This window comes from Pelotomaculum schinkii (assembly GCF_004369205.1).
GTDB classification, from domain to species: domain Bacteria; phylum Bacillota; class Desulfotomaculia; order Desulfotomaculales; family Pelotomaculaceae; genus Pelotomaculum_C; species Pelotomaculum_C schinkii.
This window is the reverse complement of the sequence record NZ_QFGA01000002.1, coordinates 960,918-978,363: the sequence shown is the minus strand read 5'-3', so window position 1 is coordinate 978,363 and position 17,446 is coordinate 960,918. Positions and strand designations below refer to the sequence as shown.

Below are 17,446 nucleotides of genomic sequence, written 5' to 3'. Positions count from 1 at the left end.
TTGTTATTGGATGGCACTTTAAAGCGAAAATGATGGGGGTCGCTTTATAATTAAGAAGGAGAACCGGCCCCTGCCTCAATTAACCGACAGGGCAAGTTTTTGCGTTTGTGTCGTGTCTGCGCTGGTAGCCGTATGGGGCGCCCTGTATCTGCCCGGCAAATGGTACATTATTCTTGCCTGCCTGGCGGCCGCTGTTGTAGGCGGAATGATGGGAGGAGAGAGTGAACATGCGCAGTGAGATTTTTTTGATTATTGCCGGCATGGCCATAGCCACCCTTTTCACCCGGTTTGCTTGTTTGGCCCTTTTTCGGCGGAACGGGGTGCCGGTGTGGCTGGAGAAATGGTTAAAGCATGTTCCCACGGCCATGTTGACGTCACTGATTATACCAGTCCTGTTGTTACCCGGAGGAAAGCTGGATTTGAGCTTGAACAACCATTACTTACTGGCTGGTTGTGCCGCTGCTCTGGCAGCCTATAAAACCCGCAACGTGCTGGCCACCATGAGTCTGGGCCTGGCTGTTATGTTATCCCTGCATTATGTGAGTCGATAACGGTTCATTCGAACGCATCTCATTTAAAACGCTTTCACCCTGTGGGTCAAGCAGAAGCTTTTGGCCGCTACAACCTATTCACTCCCACCCTCTGAAGCGGCTGTTTTGAATGGAGTATTTTCGGCAGCCAGGAGATGATAGATCAGGAAACACGACAGGCTTTTACCGAAACAGGAGATGCGCACAACCTTATCGTGTCTGTCCTGCAGGTGCAACTGTTGCTGGCGGTCTAATCGGATTTCATTGGTTGAGATTTTCCGGAATACTTTTTACTGCAAAGGTAATACAATTGTCAAAGAGGGGAGACGAAAGTCTATTTTTTTTGTCTGCTTTGAAAAACGACCTGCTATGCAGGTTGTGGTATATAAATAAACAATGCCTGACTGACTTAGATGGACGGCAGTTGTTGTTATTTGGACCAGGTGATGGAACTGTATTTCAAGAAGGCGTTATACATAGGAAGAAATAATATTAAGGCGAGTTCTTGCTTGCTCTTCACAGACAACGAGCATTATTGTAACATGGTCTTAGAAAAATTTATGGTTTGAGATTTGGGGAGTAGATTAACAAACGGAATGAGTCTCACCACATATCACAAGATGTAAGTGTAAAAGTTACAAGAAAAAAATATAAAGGAGTGATGAAATGATTTGGCAAGAATACTCCAGACAGCTTCAAGAGGTTTTAGCCTTGGATGGTAGTCCTGTAGGAGTATCGTTTAGTGATGTTCCTGCGAGTAACGGTAAAGAAAATCGGATCATGCCCTGTACTGCGATTTACCAAGCAGCCCGAAAAGGTTTCACGTTTAACATTTGTGCTGAAAATTGTACTTGCCCCGGGGGGCTTACATCATTGGGTTTATCTATTCCTACTCCTGAAAAGGCTGCGTTAACGAAAAAATTTCTTATTGAAGGAGAAAAATTTATTTCCTGCAATGCGTCGTTTTTTCGGATGCGGTCCCTGAGTCAAGGACAACCCCCGTTTGGTGTATCAAAATATGTTGTCATTGGTCCATTGGAGACATTCGAGTTGAAACCTGATTTAGTACTGTTTTTATGTAACCCTGGTCAGGCTAGCCGTCTTGTCTTATTATCAACTTATGAAACTGGGATTCCTTTGAAGGCACAATTATCCGGCTCTACTTGTTCAGGAGCAATTACCCAACCTCTTTCTAAAGGTCGCGTTAATGTTACTTTTATTGACCCTTCCAGCCGGCATCTGGTTAAAGGATTTAAAGACTCAGATCTTATTTTTAGTGTTCCATTTTTCAATGTGCGCAGTATTATTGAAAGCATTCCTTTAAGTACAGCAGGTACAGCCCAACCAGGAATGGGCTATAAGGAAATAATTAAAGATTAATAAATTCACCTCTCTTTAACGATAGGATTTCTCATAGATAGCGGCGCAGTCCTTGTTGCTTAACTCAGCAGGGTCGGCTGCAAACAACCCGCCCATCGTGGCACGTGCGTTTTTCGCCAAAGTCATGAATTCGTCCGGCTGGATACCGTATTCGGACATTTTTAGATCGGCAACGCCACAGTCCTCCTGCAATTTAGTAAGCGCCCTGATGAAATCCATTGGCTCTTTTGCCTCCTCGAGTCCTAACGCTTTCGCCATGCGGATGAATTATGTAAAGCTTTACATAATTCGTCAATTTGAGTCTAATTATTTAATAGTTAATATCTGATAATGTACATTTATATTCTTTGACCTCATCCGGCATCTTTTCAATAGGCATATTTTTCGGCACCGTTTCCGTACCGGCTTCCAAAGCAGTATCGTAATACCAGCATTTAAATTTGATCATGATCAGAGCCCTCTCTATTTCTGCCAACTGCTTTTCAGCAGCAGCTTTGCGTTCGTAAAACATATCTCTGCGCTGTTGCAAGGTTGTATCACCCTCTTTGCACCAATCCAGAAACTGTTTGACATCCTTAATCTGCATCCCGGTTGTTTTCAGACATTCAATGATTTTCAGCGTTTCGATTTCTGTATCAGTGAACACGCGAATGCCTCCGCTGCTGCGTCCAACATCGGGAAAAAGTCCTTCACGGTCATAGTAGCGCAGTGTCGATGCTGCGATTCCCATTTTATTGGCAACTTCACCAATAGAGTAGTACATCTATATTGTCCTCCACATTTTTTGAAAACTTCCATGATACCTCTTGACTTAAACCTAACTTTAAGTTTTATTATACAACTTAAAGTGGGGCTGCCAAAGAAAATTTTTCTGTAAGTCGAGGTGAGATTATGAAAAATGCAGCGGCTTTGGCTCTGGCGTTTTTGATGGTTCTTACTCTTTCAGTCTGTACAACAGAACCGTCCGGTTCGGAACAGGCATCCAATATAGAATCACAAAATGTACCATCTACGGGTGAATCCGTAAGGACGCAGGAACCTATCGTTTCTTCTACAGGAGAAACAAAGAATACCGAGATAGTATCGAAAGATACTAAAACAAATGAAACTATGGCTATACCTGATCAAGAGGCTATGTTGACAATTACAGTTAACAATAAGGATTTCACAGCAGCGATTGAGGACAACGATACTGCAAAAGCGTTTCTTGCCAAATTACCGTTAACGCTTGATATGTCGGAACTGAACGGAAACGAAAAATACTGTTACTTATCGGACAGCATCCGTAAGGATACATCGTCCTGCCCCGGTACAATTGAAGCCGGCGATATCATGCTGTACGGCGGTAACTGTGTCGTGGTGTTTTATGAATTCGTCAACACCACGTACAATTATGTGAAGATCGGACACATAAGCGATTCCGGCGAACTTGCCTCCGCACTGGGCAGCGGAGATGTCACAGTTACATTTTCATCAAGGTCTATTAATTAATCATTATCAGGGAGGAATTTCACATGAGTAACTTCAATATGTATGTACCCACAAGAATCGTTTTCGGCCGCGGCAGACTGAATGAACTGCACAAACAAAATATGCCGGGCAAAAAGGCCCTTCTTGTCATCACCAACGGCAAATCCGCAAAGGAGAGCGGTGCGCTTGCCAGAACGGAAGAGGAACTGCATATAGCCGGAGTGGAAACGATCCTGTTTGACCGGATTCAGGCAAATCCCACAAAAACAGTCGTTATGGACGGAGCGGCGGCTGCAAAAGAAAACTGCTGCGATTTTGTTGTGGCGCTCGGCGGCGGCAGCGTTATGGACGCAAGCAAGGCCATCGCTTTTATGGCAACCAACCCCGGCGACGTATGGGATTATATCAATGGCGGCACGGGCAAGAAAATGCCCATGCAGAACCAACCGCTGCCTGTTATCTGCATCACGACCACTGCAGGAACAGGAAGCGAAGTCGACCAGTGGGGAGTTATTACCAATGAGGAGACAAACGAGAAAATCGGATTCGGCGGATATGATTCCCTGTTTCCCGTATTGGCTGTTGTTGATCCAGAGCTGATGAAATCCGTTCCGCCGGCATTCACGGCATATCAGGGCTTTGACGCGCTGTTTCATTCCACCGAAAGCTACATTTCCACCTACGCAAGTCTGATGAGCGATATGTATGCGCTGACTGCTATTGAAAACGTGGGCAAATATCTTGTCCGTGCCTATAAGGATGGCAGCGATATGGAAGCAAGGGAGCACATGGCTTTTGCCAACACGCTGTCCGGTGCAGTTATGACGATCAGTGTAACGACAGCAGAGCATTCCATTGAACACGCTATGTCTGCCTACCACCCGAATCTGCCGCACGGCGCGGGGCTGATCATGATCTCCAAGGCATTCTACGAGTTCTTTATTGAACGTCATGCCTGTGATGATAAGTTTATTAATATGGCGAGAGCTATGGGCATGAAGGACGCTTCCAGGCCGGAGGATTTCATTACCATGCTGGTGCAGATGCAGAAAGACTGCGGCGTTGACAATCTGAAAATGTCCGATTATGGCATCAAACCGGATGAATTCAACAAGATTGCCCGCAACGCAAGAGAAACGATGGGCGGTCTGTTTACGGCCAATCCCTGTGAGATGAAGCACGAGGATGTTGTAGAAGTATTAAGAAAATCTTTTAAATAAGGAAAATTATATAAGCAACTTGTTTGGGGCAATAGCGTAGAATTGCTGTAGGAATTTCCTTTGGGGAAATGCTGTGCAAGAAAGTTAGCAAACAAAAGCACCTATAAGGGTGCTTTTGTGTTTTATGGAGGTCCTTAACATTGATTTTTTCTAGCTTCAGTGGGTACGGTGAGTCCCAGTTTTTTGGCCGCCTCGTCGATCGTATATGCTTGATTTCACTCCTCAAAAAAATATCAATAAGCTCTTGACTTAAAGTTAACTTTAAGGTGTACGATTATCTACCACAGGCATAAGTCAGCGTCAACATAAAAAATCGGAGGAGTAAACTTCGGAATATTCCTTCCGCTTTGAAAGAAGCCTACGAAATGGGCAATCAATTTGACAAACAGGGGTGTATATAAATGGAAAAAGCAAAAGTCTATTTTACAGATTTTCACACAGTAGCGTATGGCGACGGTTTACCCGCCAAGCTGAAAAAGTTGATCAAGGCGGCGGGCATCGGTCAAATCGACATGGACGGGAAATTTGTTGCCATTAAGATGCACTTTGGTGAGCTTGGCAACGTGGGTTATCTGCGTCCGAACTACGCCAAAGCAGTAGCCGATGTGGTGAAGGAGCTGGGCGGTCAGCCGTTCCTGACAGACTGTAATACCTTGTATCCTGGCAGCCGGAAAAATGCGCTGGAGCATCTTCGATGCGCCTGGGAAAATGGGTTTACTCCGCTGACTGTTGGGTGTCCCGTCCTGATCGGAGACGGGCTGAAAGGTACTGATGATATTGCGGTACCGGTGGTGGGCGGTGAGTATGTAAAAGAGGCCAGGATCGGACATGCCATCATGGATGCAGATGTCTTTATCAGCCTGACTCATTTCAAGGGACATGAAGTGGCAGGCTTCGGCGGCGCCATTAAAAATATCGGTATGGGGTGCGGCTCCCGCGCTGGCAAGTTAGAGCAGCACTGCAACGGCAAGCCGCATGTCGAGACGAAACTGTGCCGTGGCTGCAGAAGATGCCAGCGGGAGTGTGCCAACGGCGGATTGGAATTTGACAGTGAAAGTAAAAAGATGCATTTAAACCAGGATAATTGTGTAGGCTGCGGCCGCTGTCTGGGCGCATGCAATTTCGACGCGATCGTAGTTGATTATAGCGCTGCCAGTAAATTGCTGAACTGCCGTATGGCGGAGTATGCGAAAGCTGTTGTATTTGACCGCCCCAATTTTCATATTTCACTGGTGATGGATGTTTCACCGAACTGCGATTGCCATGGGGAAAATGATGTGCCTATCCTTCCGAATATCGGCATGTTTGCCTCGTTTGATCCGCTGGCTTTGGATCAGGCATGCGTGGATGCCTGCCTGTCGGCTACGCCCATATCGGGAAGCCAGTTGGCCAATAACATGGCAAAACCGGATTTTGTGGATCATCACGACCCCTTTACCAATTCTACTCCGGAATCGGAATGGCGGAGCTGTCTGGAACATGCCGAGAAGATTGGCTTAGGAACCAAGGAGTATGAGCTAATTGTTGTCAAGATGTTCTAACCGGTCCTGTGTAAATCTGACTGAAAAAGTTGTGCCGCCAGGTCCGGTTTCCACTTTCATGTATGCGTTATGACGGTTGGCGATGCTGTAACAAACCGCCAGTCCCAGGCCGGTACCACTATCTTTTGTGGAGAAGAAGGGTGTGCCCAACTTTTCAAGTACATCAGGTTTTATGCCATTGCCCTGGTCCTGTATAGACAGGACAACCTGATCGCCGTCCTGAAGCGTTTTAATTGTCAATTTCCCACCAGGGGACATCGCCTCAATTCCGTTACGTACAAGGTTTAGGATTAACTGGCGGATCTCTTTTTCATCAATTGCGAGGTCTGGAATATCCCCCAGTTCTATTTCAATGTACTTATCTGCAAGCATACTGTCAGCTGAAATTAATGGAAATAAAGCGTCAACGATACGGTTAAGGTTTTGTGGTTTCAATTCCACCTTCTTGTTTTTAGCCAGAGAGAGGAATTCCGTTATGATTGAATTGGCTCTGTCCAGTTCAGATATCATTAAATTATAGAAATCTTGATAATGACTGCAGTCCTGTTTTCTTGCAAGTATTTGTAAGAACCCGCGTACGGTGGTCATCGGATTCCTGATTTCATGGCCGATACCTGCGGCCATTTTCCCCACAAGCTCCATCCGGTCCAGGCGGGCCATTTCTTTTTCAAACTGTTTCCGTTCGGTAATGTCACGAATGATCATGCTTGATTTATCAAGACCGTCTTTGTCTTTAAATACAGCACTGGATAATTCGCCGGTAAATTTAGAACCGTCTTTACGTATAAAAGTAAGTTCTCCTCTAAATTTCCCGGTTCGGATCCGCTCTTGTAAAGCAGCGGTATGTCTGGGATCAGCTGTATCAATAATGGCGTCTATACCGGCTTGGCAAAGTTCATCTTCTGTTCTCCTAAAAATACGGCAGGCTTCGGGGTTGGTTGCATAGATCACTCCATCAGGATCGGCAAGAAGGACTGCATCGATACTGTTGTTAAATAACAAACAATAGCGTTCTTCGCTTTCCCGCAATGCTGCCTCTGACTGCTTTCGTTCAGTTATATCGGTGTGTGTACCGACCATACGTAGTGGCCTGCCGTGTTTGTCCCTCGCTACAACCTCACCGCGAGCCAGTATCCATTTCCACTCGCCAGAACTGGCCAACAGGCGTTGTTCGACTTCATATCGCGTCGTTTGTCTTTCTAAATGCTCGTTGAGCACCTTCATTACATTAGGCTTATCATCGGGGTGAAGCAATTCTTCCCATGTACGTCTGTGCGGTTCAATTTCTTCCGGCGAATAACCAAGCATCTTAATCCAGCCCGGGCTGTAGTAAACCTCCCCAGTCTCAACGTTATAGTCCCAAAAGCCGTCGTTACTCTCCTCTAAAACCAGCCTCAAACGTTCTTCCCGTTCTTTTAAGACCTTATCCGCCGCTTCCAATTGATGTTTACGCTCCAGCCCTATCACACCCAGAAGCTGGGCAAGCTGTGAGTAAAATATCATAACGAATTCTACCCGTTCTTTAGAGATGATTGGAACCCGGCGAAGTGCCTCAATGTAGGCTGTTTCGTCAAAGCCGTACTCTTTCGCCTGACGGCGGAAAAACTCTTCATCGGGATGTTCGTGCAACAACTGCCCGGTAAAGAGTGTAGCCATATGCCGGCCTTCCACGATAATAGGAGTGCTATAATCCATGAGTCCGTTCAAGCACCTATACCCAATGAAAGGTCCCTCGTGCAAATGGTCAGATATGAAGCTGTCGCTTTGCTTACATTTGTACTCGCTCTGCGGGCAGATGCGATGAAACTTGGTGCAGATATCCTGCCAACCTTCTGCGCTTAAGATATTGCCATCGATATCAACGATGGCAGAGAGAATCCCGGTCGCTTCATAAAATGAACTCATCAATTTATGGAGATGATGCATGTCTATAAGATCTGAAAATCGGTAATCCATAATTAAAATATCTTCTCCCATTTGACTTAATTTTTGGGTTTCCTAATATTTGAGTTTTTAATAGTGGCTTTTCTGTTGTAAGAAGTGGAGGTTGTATATTTAGTTGCCGCTCGACATATATCCTTTAGATATGTTGTCGAGTAATGTCATTTTGTAAAAAATTTCCCTTCCAAATGGGGGTACCCGATGAGGTTAACCTGAAAAAAGAAATAGCGTCTCTGGAAAAAATCCATAGCCGAGTGCCAGGACCTGGGTGAAAAAGAGGTTCTTACAAGGAAATTAAGGGACACCAGTATCCAATACCATATTATTATGGGAAAAAGGGCAAGAAGGTAACGGAAATAAGGGCAAGATAAAAGGCAAGGAGCCTGCGCCAACGCGATAACTCTTTGCCTTTTATTTATTTGCAGTGTTATCTAATTCTGAAAATGTAGGTGCGAATTCATTCGCACAAATGCAGCATTGGCTGCCACAAGTCCGGCGCTGGCGCGCCGTGTGCGATTGAAATCGCGCCTACATCGCCGGTGTTTTCATGACGCGTGGCCCCGCGATAGCGGCGTGGGCAACTACTCGCGAGAACACAAAGTTCTCAACCACATTGCTTAGTTTTGTCCTCTACCGGCCAGTGATAAGCGTGAGAAACTAATTTGTATGTTTTGCGCCTGTATCTACTTTATGAGGTCACCTGGGCGTTTGCCTTCCTGCTGAGCCTCTGGCTTATTTTTTTGCCCCAATCATCAAAAATAGTATACACAACGGGCACAAAAACCAGGGTGATAAGCGTCGACAGGGTTAGACCAAAGGCCACCACCACGGCCATCGGCGCCTGTCCTTCGGAGCCTTCACCAGTACCGAAAGCCAGAGGCAGGAGCGCCAGGATGGTGGTAAGCGCGGTCATCAGGATGGGGCGCAGCCTGACCGGTCCGGCTTCCAGAATAGCCTCCCTGAGATCGTAACCCTTTTTGCGCAGGGTGTTAATGTAATCAACCAGCACAATGGAGTTGTTTAGAACAATGCCAACCAGCATAATAGCGCCGATCAAAGCCGGCACGCTCAGGTGGTGTCCGGTCAAGCCCAATCCCAGGACCACCCCGACAAAGGTGGGGGGTAGGGCAAACATAATGATAAAGGGTTGGAACAAAGATTCAAACTGGGCAACCATGAACATATATACCAGCACAATAGCCAGCAGCAAGGCCAGCCCCAGGGAGCCGAACGATTCCGCCATATCCTCGGCCTGGCCGCCAAACTCAACCAGGTAACCTTCAGGGACAGCAAGGTTGTCCAGCTTTGCCTGGATTTCCGCATTAATACTGCCCAGGTCCCGGCCGGCAATGTCAGCGGTAATACTGACCTCCCGGTTTTGGGTGTACCTGGAAATTTGCTGCGGGGCCTTGTCGGTTACGATCTGCGCCACTGAGGTTACCGGCACCCTGGCGCCGGTGGGAGATACAATGGTCAGGTTGGCCAGGGTATCTGATGTGGCGGTTAAACTGTCGGTGGTTTCCAGCCTGATATCCACCTCGTTATCGCCGGTGCGCATCCGGCTGACAACCTGTCCGTCAAAAGAATTGCGGACCGCGGACAGCACCTGGCTGGCGGAAAGGCCATAGCGGGCGGCTTGCTCCCGGTCTACAACCACCTGCAGTTCATAACTGGCATCGGCCAGGGAGTTTACGGCATTTCTAGTCCCGGCGGTTTCTTTAACGATATTGAGCACCTGGTCGCCCAGCTCTTCTAATACCTCCAGGTCATCGCCGCGTATGGAAATATCAATCGCGCTGCCGGTTGACATTGCCGACCCGGTAGTTACATTTATCTCAGCTCCCGGCACCTTGGCCAGAATCCGGCGTAATTGTTCCGCGGCCTCAGTGGTTGTAATCCGGCGTTCGTCCAAGGGCTTCAGTTTTACCTGCAAAGAAGCCTCCCGGGAGCCTCCGCTGCTCATGGAATAGGCGCCGCCGCCGCCGACTGTGGCAAAGATATGGTCGACATCACTGATTTCATGCCTGATCAGGTCTTCAATGTTTTCAGCGAATTGTTTTGTTTCTTCCAGCTTGGTCCCGGCCGGCAGTTTGACGTCTACGGTCAGTTCGCCCTGGTCCATATTGGGTATGAACTCGGTCCCGATTAATGGCGTGGCGGCCAGGCTCAAGGCCAGTGCCAAAACAACTAACCCGACGACTCTCTTTCTGTGGTCCAAAGCCCACCGCAGAAGTTTTCCGTAACGTTCGTTCAGCCTGTGCAAGAGACGTCCAAAATGGACGGCAGGGTTTTTGCTTTTTCCTTCAAAAACCGCTTCAGGCGGGGGGACACTTTGCAATAGCTTTGAAGAAAGCATTGGCACCAGCGTTAAAGCGGCAAATAAAGCGGCGATATGGGAAAAACTCACGGTTAAAGCCAGGGGTTTAAACAATATGCCGGCCAGCCCTTCCACAAAGACGATGGGCATAAAGACAAGTACCTGGCACATGGCTGACGCCGTCACGGCGCTTCCCACTTCAGCCGAGCCCAGCTTGGCTGCTTCAATAATCCCGAAACCGTTTTGCCGGTAGCGATAGATACTTTCCAGCACTACCACGGAAAAGTCCACCAGGGAGCCCAGTCCCAGCATCAGACCGCCCAGGGACATCATATTGATGGTCTGCTTGCCGAAATACAACATGGCAAACGTGGCTATGATGGAAATGGGTATTACGATCATCACGACCAGAGTGCTGCGAATATTACGCAAGAAGAAGTAAAGTACGATCATCGCAAATATGCCGCCCAAAAGACCGTGATGGGTGACACCGTCGATGGAACTTTGGATGAATGTGGACTGGTCCATTACGGTTTCTATCTTCATGCCTGCCGGCAGCACCTTGTTGAGTTCGTTAACTTCCTCGTGTACTTTCCTGGCCACCTGCACGGTGTTGCCGTCCGACGCTTTCATGACGTCAATACCCAGGGACGGTTCGCCGTTGGTGGAAGTGTAGGTGGTCTCGTCCTTAAACGAGTCCTCAATAGTGGCAATATCACCCAGGGCAATGGTGTTTCCTGTACCTGAAAGACTAATCCTGATATTTTTTAAGGATTCGGGAGTATTGTACTCACCTAAAACTCTAATGGTCATCTCGCTGGAACCGCTGTCAACAGTTCCCGCTGAACCTGCAATATTATCCCCGGCAATATTTTGTACCACTTGAGAGACACTCAAGCCATAGGACTCCATTTTGGCCCGGTCCAGTTGGATCTTTATTTCCCGCTCCTTGCCCCCGTTAATTGTAGCCGAGGCGACCCCGCTGATTCTTTCCAGGCGGGGTTTAATAGTATCTTCAGCAACTGTCTTAAGGCGCACCAAATCTTTCCCCTCAACGGAGAGCATGATAATCGGCATATTATTGGGGTCCATTTTCAGGGTCATGGGTGAGCCGGCATCTGATGGCAGCGAGCCTTTAATCATTTCGACCTTATCACGCAAATCATTAACGGAGTTGTCCACACTGGTGCCCCAGTCGAATATTACGATTACCATCGAACGCCCGAACTGGGATATTGACCTGAGTTCCGTAACGTTGCTGACAGTCGCCACCGACGACTCAATTGGTTTGGTGATCAGTTTCTCTACTTCAGCCGGGGCGGCGCCTTCGTAGGAGGTAACAATTGCCGCCACCGGCAGCTCCATATTGGGGAAAAGGTCGACAGCCAGGCGGGGCAGAGAAAACAGCCCCAAAACAACCAGGGCCAAAATCAACATGGTTATGGCAAGAGGGCGTTCGACAGATACATCAGTTATTTTCAATTCGTGTTTACCCCCTTTCAGAATTGACCACTTCAACTGCCTGGCCGTCAGTCACCAGGTGATTGCCCTTGACAATGATCTCCTGTCCTTCCTGAATACCTTCGGTTATTTCAACCAGATCCCCGGTCGAGACCCCCTTCTTGACCGTTATTTCTTTGGCTTTACCGTCTTCTACCGCATAGACATAAAATTGCCCGTTGCGTTCCAACACGGCGTCTACCGGCAGTGTTATCGCTCCCTTGGATATGCCGGTTTCAAGGTCTAATTGGGCCACCATGCCGGCTTTAAGATCACCTTGATCATTGTTTACTTGAATTTCCACGGGGAAAGCCCGGGTGGAAGAGTCAGCTTGAGGCGCTACCGAGACTACGGTACCGGTCACGGTTTTATTCAAAGAGTTAATGATTACTGGAACCTCGACCCCCGGTTTAATGGAAACGACAACATTTTCTGATAGTGGTACTTTAACTTTAACTGTATCCAACTGCACTATTGTTAGCGCGGTAGCCTGAGGGCCGGCCATTTCACCATTTTCTATACTTACCGATGCTATCAATCCTGTTAATGGCGAAGCCACTGTGAAGTTGTTGCAATTTTCCAGTGCGTTTTGATAGGTAGCCTGTGATTGTATAAGTTGCTCCTCCGCCAGTTGCTTGCCGATGAGGGCATTATTGAGCTTGCTTTCCGCCTGCTCAAATTGTGTTTTAGACACTGTTTGCGCCTCATAAAGCGCTTTGATGCGGTCATAGTTCAACTGGGCGTCAGTGACTTCCTGTTCAGCTTTATGTAGACCGGCTCTTGCTACACCCACCCCGGCCTCTGACAGGGTTTTTGCATTGAGGGCTTCTGTGGCGTCTAGCTCGAATAAAACTTGCCCCTTGCTAACTCTATCTCCCACCTTAACATGCACTGCCGTTACCCGGCCGGAAACCTTCGGGGCTACAGCCGCCTCGGCGCCGGGCATAATTTCCCCGCTGGTATTTAATGTGTGGGCCAGATCTGCAACTTGAGCTTTGGTGATCTCAACCGGGAGCAGTACTTCTTCTTCAGGCGTGGTTTTCTTGCCGCAGCCCCCTAGTACCAGCGCAATTAACAATAATATGGCCAGGACTGTTAAACGTTTCAATTTGATATCTTCTCCTTTATAAGCTATTCAATCAATACTAAAAAGCATATTAACTAATTATTTATTTGAAATACCTTCCAAAAAGATATCTAAAGCGGTTTTAGCGGTGTGCTCCAAGACTTTTTTATCATTGTGCTGCTTGAGCCACTGAACGCCGATACCTTCGAAAGTGCCGATAAAGATATTTGCAGCTGTTTCAGGGCCTAATGCTTTAAACTCTCCTTTAGTTATACCGTCCCGTATAACATTCTTGATGATATTGTTTCTATTTGAGTTATTGATATGGGACAAAGCTCTGTTCAATATTTCTTTATCCTTGATATGCAGTAAAAATTCATGGGTTAATGCCAAAAAAGGCGCCGCTATTACTTCAAGGTAGAGATCTACAAATTTGCCAAGAGCCTCCTTCGCTGAATCGTCACTTTTTAACCGGGCCGTGAATTCCCTGTTCCATTCACTCAGGCGTTTTTCAATTATATACAAAAAAATTTCATCTTTGCTTTTGAAATGCCAGTAAATTCCCCCCTTACTGATTCCCGATGCCTTTACAATCTCATCCATAGTAGTACAATTATAACCGGAGGACAAAAAACAAGCTAAGGCAGCATCTGCGATTAAGTCCTTTTTTAATGCTTTATCCACAATTATCAGCCCCCCTAACAAACCGACTGGTCGGTCTGGAACAATTTTACGGCGAATTTTTACTTTAGTCAAGAGCTGGTTACTTTACCTTGACATTAAAAACAATGTCAAACTTCCTATGTGAACGCCCAATAAGGGTGAGGCGGGGGACGGTTCTCTGTCTCACCCTTTTGGATAGTTTGAAATTTTTATTAGTTGGCTTTTTGAGTGGCTCTTAATTGAAATCGATGTTAAGCTAATGCAGGGAGGTATGGGTTGCATGATCAGGCAGGCAGTTGAAAAGGATTTGTGTGAGATTATGGAAATTTATAATGACGCTATATTAAATACTACGGCAGTATACACCTATAAGGTCCAGACAATAGAGGAAAGAAAGCTGTGGTTTCAAAAGAAGAATGAGGACAATTTTCCGGTCATCGTTTTCGAAGAAGACAATACGGTCATGGGTTTTGCCACTTTTGGACCTTTTAGAGCCTGGCCGGCTTATAAATACACGATAGAACATTCGGTTTATGTACATAGGGACTATCGGAAACGCGGCATTGGAACTGCGCTGGTAAAACAAATAATCAAGCTTGCTAATGAAAGAGAGTATGCGACATTGGTTGCCGGCATTGATGCTTTCAATGAAAAAAGTATTGTAATGCATGAAAAAATGGGTTTTCAATATTCCGGCGCAATAAAGAGGGCCGGCTTTAAGTTCGGCAAGTGGCTTGACCTGGTATTTTATCAATTGGATCTGACCGGTCCGGAAGATCCAATTGATGGGTAAGTGTAAATGATTCGGATACCTGGCCGGTGATAAGCAGTTGCGATGAATCAGGTAGTATCGGGATAATTGTTTGTTGACAAAATTATATCTTAACGGGTAATATTAATAAATCTAATTGGTGTACTATATATTAATATCATAGCGAAATACTTGTAGTATTAATAGGCTGGTTAATGAGAATATTTGGAGCCCGGTCTTTTTTTTCAGAAAAGCAGGAATAAGTCAACAAAAAGAAAATTATACCTCAGTGGAGGTATTAGAAATGATCGAGATCAAGAACCTCAGCAAAATCTATGCAACAACGGGTCAACAAGTCCTGGCGCTGGATGATGTCAGTCTCACTGTGAAAAAGGGTGAGATATTCGGAATTATCGGCTTGAGCGGAGCAGGCAAAAGCACTCTGATCCGGTGTATAAACATGCTGGAAAAGCCCACCCGGGGGTCTATTGCGGTCGATGGACGCGAGATTACCTCGCTCGGCATGGGGGAGCTGCGTTTAGCCCGGCAAAAGATCGGCATGATCTTTCAGCAATTCAACCTGCTGTCTTCCAGAACCGTCTTTGACAACGTCATGTTCCCGCTGGAGATAGCAAAAGTGCCGCGCGCGGAAGCAACAAAGCGGGTACAAGAACTCCTGGAACTGGTGGGCCTTACCGACAAGGCCGGGATGCACCCGGGCCAGTTGAGCGGAGGCCAAAAGCAGAGGGTGGGTATCGCCCGGGCACTGGCCAACGGCCCCAAGCTGCTTTTATCCGACGAGGCCACTTCAGCTTTAGACCCGCAGACGACCCGTTCGATCTTAAAACTATTAAAAGATATCAACCGGCAGCTCAATTTGACGATTTTGTTGATCACCCACGATATGAACGTGATTAAAGAGGTTTGCGACCGGGTTGCGGTCATCAGCAATTCCCGGATTGTAGAGACCGGTGATGTTCTGGATGTTTTCTCAAGCCCGCAGACACCTACCTCACACAGTTTTGTCAATGCGGTTATCAGCCATGAGGTACCCGCTGAGTTGCTGCACAGTTCCACGGAGCGAAACGGCGAAACCGCTACCAGGCTTATCAGAGTGTCATTTATCGGCGCTTCAGCGGGCAAGCCCCTGATCTCCTCAATGGTCCGGCGCTATAACGTTGATGTCAACATCATCTACGGTAACATCGACCGGATTAAAGATACCCCGTTTGGCAACCTGACCCTGGAAATAATCGGGCATCCCGGGTTATTGCAAGAGGCGCTTGATTATCTGCGCGGACAGGGCCTGGAAATAGAGGTGTTAACAAATGCTTGAGCTTTTAGGGGATAATTCCTGGATTGTCGGCAAAGTACTGGTGGCTACCTGGGAAACCATCTATATGGTCCTGATATCCACTGTTTTGAGCTACCTGTTTGGCCTGCCGCTGGGCATCATACTGGTAACCACCGCTAAAAACCATATCATGGAAAACAAGGGCTTAAACCGGGTCCTCGGGTCGATAGTCAATACCACGCGTTCCGTCCCATTCATTATTTTCCTGATTTTGCTCATACCGCTTACCCGCTTTGTGGTCGGCACACCTATCGGCACTGTGGCGTCAATAGTGCCGCTTACTCTTGCGGCCATACCCTTTGTTGCCCGGATGGTGGAGACTTCATTAAAAGAAATTGAGTGGGGGCTTGTTGAGGCTGCTGTTTCGATGGGAGCCAGCAATTCTCAGGTTGTATCCAAAGTTTTGGTGCCCGAGGCAATGCCTTCTTTATTGCTGGGGTTTGCCATAACTGCCATTAACCTGGTTGGTTATTCAGCTATGGCGGGAATCGTGGGAGGAGGTGGACTGGGTACCCTGGCCTATTATTACGGCTACCAGCGTTATGAGGACACTGTGATGTGGATTACTGTAATAGTCCTCATCATACTTGTCCAGGGGGTCCAAATGTTAGGCGACAATCTCGCCGGCAAGATAGCGAACAAAAGGAGGTAAAAAGCGTGAAAAGGTTTTTGGTACTCGTAGGTTGTCTAATATTTGCTGCAGGTGTTTTAGCGGGCTGCGGCAGCAAGCCGGCCCAGGAAAACGCCGGGAGTTCAAATACTCCCGCCAAGTTGGTGGTTGGCGCTACCGCCAAACCGCACGCCGAAATATTGGAGATAGTAAAGCCCATCCTGCAAAAGGAAAATGTGGACTTAGAAATCACGGTGTTTACCGATTATGTGCTCTTAAACCCTGCCTTGAAGGACAAGCAGATTGACGCCAACTTCTTCCAGCACACGCCATATCTGGAGGATTACAACGCCAAGAATAACGCTGACCTGACCTATACAGTCAAGGTACATACCGAACCTATGGGCGTGTACTCCAAAAAGGTTGAAAAGCTTGACGCGCTGTCCGACGGCGCCAGTGTAGGCATCCCCAATGATGCGACCAACGGTGGGCGGGCCTTAGCGGTCCTCCAGGAGGCCGGACTGCTCAAACTCAAGGATGGCGCCGGCGTAACCGCCACTGATAGGGATATCGTTGAGAACCCGAAAAAATTAAAGATCCAGATGATGGACGCCGCAATGCTGCCAAGAGCGCTGGAGGATCTGGATCTCTGCGTCATTAACAGCAATTACGCGCTGGAAGCGAACCTCAATCCTGTAAAGGACTCCATCTTCATGGAAGCAAAGGATTCTCCTTTCGCCAACATCCTGGCGGTCAGGCCCGAGGATAAAGACAAGGACAGCATCAAAAAGCTGGGCCAGGCCCTGCAGTCGCCCGAAGTCAAGAAATTCATTGAAGACAATTACAAGGGCAGTGTAGTTCCTGCCTTTTAGATGAGTATGGTTGTTCTGTCAAAAACCGTTGCCGGACATAAAGTCCTGCAACGGTTTTTACAAAGGACAGAGCTCTTTCAATATTCGTACATGCTCTATAAAGCCAAAAGTCTTGGAAGCCCTGACTGTCCTTACCCAGCCGTTTATTTGAATTTTTTTATTTAGGTAGTTTTCCTTCTGTGCGTAGAGTTCTTTTACCGTGGCTATTTCCACTTTGTATCCCCTCCCTTT

At 47.2% G+C, this 17,446-nt stretch carries 16 protein-coding genes and 1 pseudogene; 10 read left to right on the top strand and 7 right to left on the bottom strand.

Features of this window, described 5'->3' with window-relative positions:
* The first annotated feature begins 112 nt into the window (after window positions 1-112).
* The 3 genes from Psch_RS21460 (at window position 113) to Psch_RS15465 (ending at window position 1,910) form a co-directional block, all read left to right on the top strand.
* Window positions 113-238 carry a hypothetical protein gene (locus Psch_RS21460; RefSeq protein WP_282432472.1) on the top strand — a complete coding sequence of 42 codons (126 nt, stop codon included), beginning with the start codon at window positions 113-115 and terminating at the stop codon, window positions 236-238.
* Window positions 228-551 carry an AzlD domain-containing protein gene (locus Psch_RS15470; protein ID WP_190258713.1) on the top strand — a complete coding sequence of 108 codons (324 nt, stop codon included), beginning with the start codon at window positions 228-230 and terminating at the stop codon, window positions 549-551. Before Psch_RS21460 ends, Psch_RS15470 begins: the two co-directional genes overlap by 11 nt.
* A 645-nt stretch (window positions 552-1,196) precedes the next feature.
* On the top strand, window positions 1,197-1,910 hold the full coding sequence (locus Psch_RS15465) for a DUF169 domain-containing protein (RefSeq protein ID WP_190258712.1): 714 nt from the start codon (window positions 1,197-1,199) through the stop codon (window positions 1,908-1,910).
* 15 nt (window positions 1,911-1,925) lie between these two features.
* Here Psch_RS15465 and Psch_RS15460 read toward each other — a convergent pair.
* Window positions 1,926-2,177 (bottom strand): annotated as a pseudogene (locus tag Psch_RS15460) (iron-containing alcohol dehydrogenase); the annotation flags it as partial.
* A gap of 43 nt (window positions 2,178-2,220) precedes the next feature.
* Complete coding sequence (locus tag Psch_RS15455; RefSeq protein ID WP_190258711.1) at window positions 2,221-2,673, bottom strand: MerR family transcriptional regulator; 453 nt, start codon at window positions 2,671-2,673, stop codon at window positions 2,221-2,223.
* Between the two features lie 128 nt (window positions 2,674-2,801).
* On the opposite strand from Psch_RS15455, the gene Psch_RS21255 reads away from it, so the two are divergent.
* From Psch_RS21255 to Psch_RS15440, 3 genes are all read left to right on the top strand, one after another.
* Window positions 2,802-3,401, top strand: coding sequence for a cyclophilin-like fold protein (locus Psch_RS21255; RefSeq protein WP_243124148.1), 600 nt, complete (start codon window positions 2,802-2,804; stop codon window positions 3,399-3,401).
* Window positions 3,402-3,424: 23 nt separating this feature from the next.
* Window positions 3,425-4,600: an iron-containing alcohol dehydrogenase gene (locus Psch_RS15445; protein WP_190258710.1), complete on the top strand. Its 1,176-nt coding sequence runs from the start codon at window positions 3,425-3,427 to the stop codon at window positions 4,598-4,600.
* 401 nt (window positions 4,601-5,001) lie between these two features.
* The gene (locus Psch_RS15440) at window positions 5,002-6,141 is read left to right on the top strand and encodes a DUF362 domain-containing protein (protein ID WP_190258709.1); all 1,140 of its coding nucleotides are present in this window, start codon (window positions 5,002-5,004) and stop codon (window positions 6,139-6,141) included.
* On the opposite strand, the gene Psch_RS15435 is transcribed toward Psch_RS15440, so the two are convergent.
* From Psch_RS15435 to Psch_RS15420, 4 genes are all read right to left on the bottom strand, one after another.
* Window positions 6,118-8,097, bottom strand: coding sequence for a PocR ligand-binding domain-containing protein (locus tag Psch_RS15435; protein ID WP_190258708.1), 1,980 nt, complete (start codon window positions 8,095-8,097; stop codon window positions 6,118-6,120). The genes Psch_RS15440 and Psch_RS15435 overlap by 24 nt on opposite strands.
* A gap of 673 nt (window positions 8,098-8,770) precedes the next feature.
* Window positions 8,771-11,881 carry an efflux RND transporter permease subunit gene (locus Psch_RS15430; RefSeq protein WP_190258707.1) on the bottom strand — a complete coding sequence of 1,037 codons (3,111 nt, stop codon included), beginning with the start codon at window positions 11,879-11,881 and terminating at the stop codon, window positions 8,771-8,773.
* Between the two features lie 7 nt (window positions 11,882-11,888).
* Window positions 11,889-13,007, bottom strand: a complete 1,119-nt coding sequence (locus Psch_RS15425; RefSeq protein ID WP_190258706.1) for an efflux RND transporter periplasmic adaptor subunit — start codon at window positions 13,005-13,007, stop codon at window positions 11,889-11,891.
* 57 nt (window positions 13,008-13,064) lie between these two features.
* The gene (locus tag Psch_RS15420) at window positions 13,065-13,649 is read right to left on the bottom strand and encodes a TetR/AcrR family transcriptional regulator (RefSeq protein WP_190258705.1); all 585 of its coding nucleotides are present in this window, start codon (window positions 13,647-13,649) and stop codon (window positions 13,065-13,067) included.
* Between the two features lie 259 nt (window positions 13,650-13,908).
* On the opposite strand from Psch_RS15420, the gene Psch_RS15415 reads away from it, so the two are divergent.
* The 4 genes from Psch_RS15415 (at window position 13,909) to Psch_RS15400 (ending at window position 17,215) form a co-directional block, all read left to right on the top strand.
* On the top strand, window positions 13,909-14,421 hold the full coding sequence (locus tag Psch_RS15415) for a GNAT family N-acetyltransferase (RefSeq protein ID WP_190258704.1): 513 nt from the start codon (window positions 13,909-13,911) through the stop codon (window positions 14,419-14,421).
* 262 nt (window positions 14,422-14,683) lie between these two features.
* Window positions 14,684-15,715 (top strand): methionine ABC transporter ATP-binding protein, encoded by a 1,032-nt coding sequence (locus Psch_RS15410; protein ID WP_190258703.1) that lies wholly within the window; start codon window positions 14,684-14,686, stop codon window positions 15,713-15,715.
* Window positions 15,708-16,385, top strand: coding sequence for a methionine ABC transporter permease (locus Psch_RS15405; RefSeq protein WP_190258702.1), 678 nt, complete (start codon window positions 15,708-15,710; stop codon window positions 16,383-16,385). Before Psch_RS15410 ends, Psch_RS15405 begins: the two co-directional genes overlap by 8 nt.
* 5 nt (window positions 16,386-16,390) lie before the next feature.
* On the top strand, window positions 16,391-17,215 hold the full coding sequence (locus Psch_RS15400) for a MetQ/NlpA family ABC transporter substrate-binding protein (protein ID WP_190258701.1): 825 nt from the start codon (window positions 16,391-16,393) through the stop codon (window positions 17,213-17,215).
* 57 nt (window positions 17,216-17,272) lie between these two features.
* Here the strand turns inward: Psch_RS15400 and Psch_RS15395 are convergent, their stop codons facing one another.
* Window positions 17,273-17,428 (bottom strand): hypothetical protein, encoded by a 156-nt coding sequence (locus tag Psch_RS15395; RefSeq protein WP_190258700.1) that lies wholly within the window; start codon window positions 17,426-17,428, stop codon window positions 17,273-17,275.
* Between the last annotated feature and the right edge of the window lie 18 nt (window positions 17,429-17,446).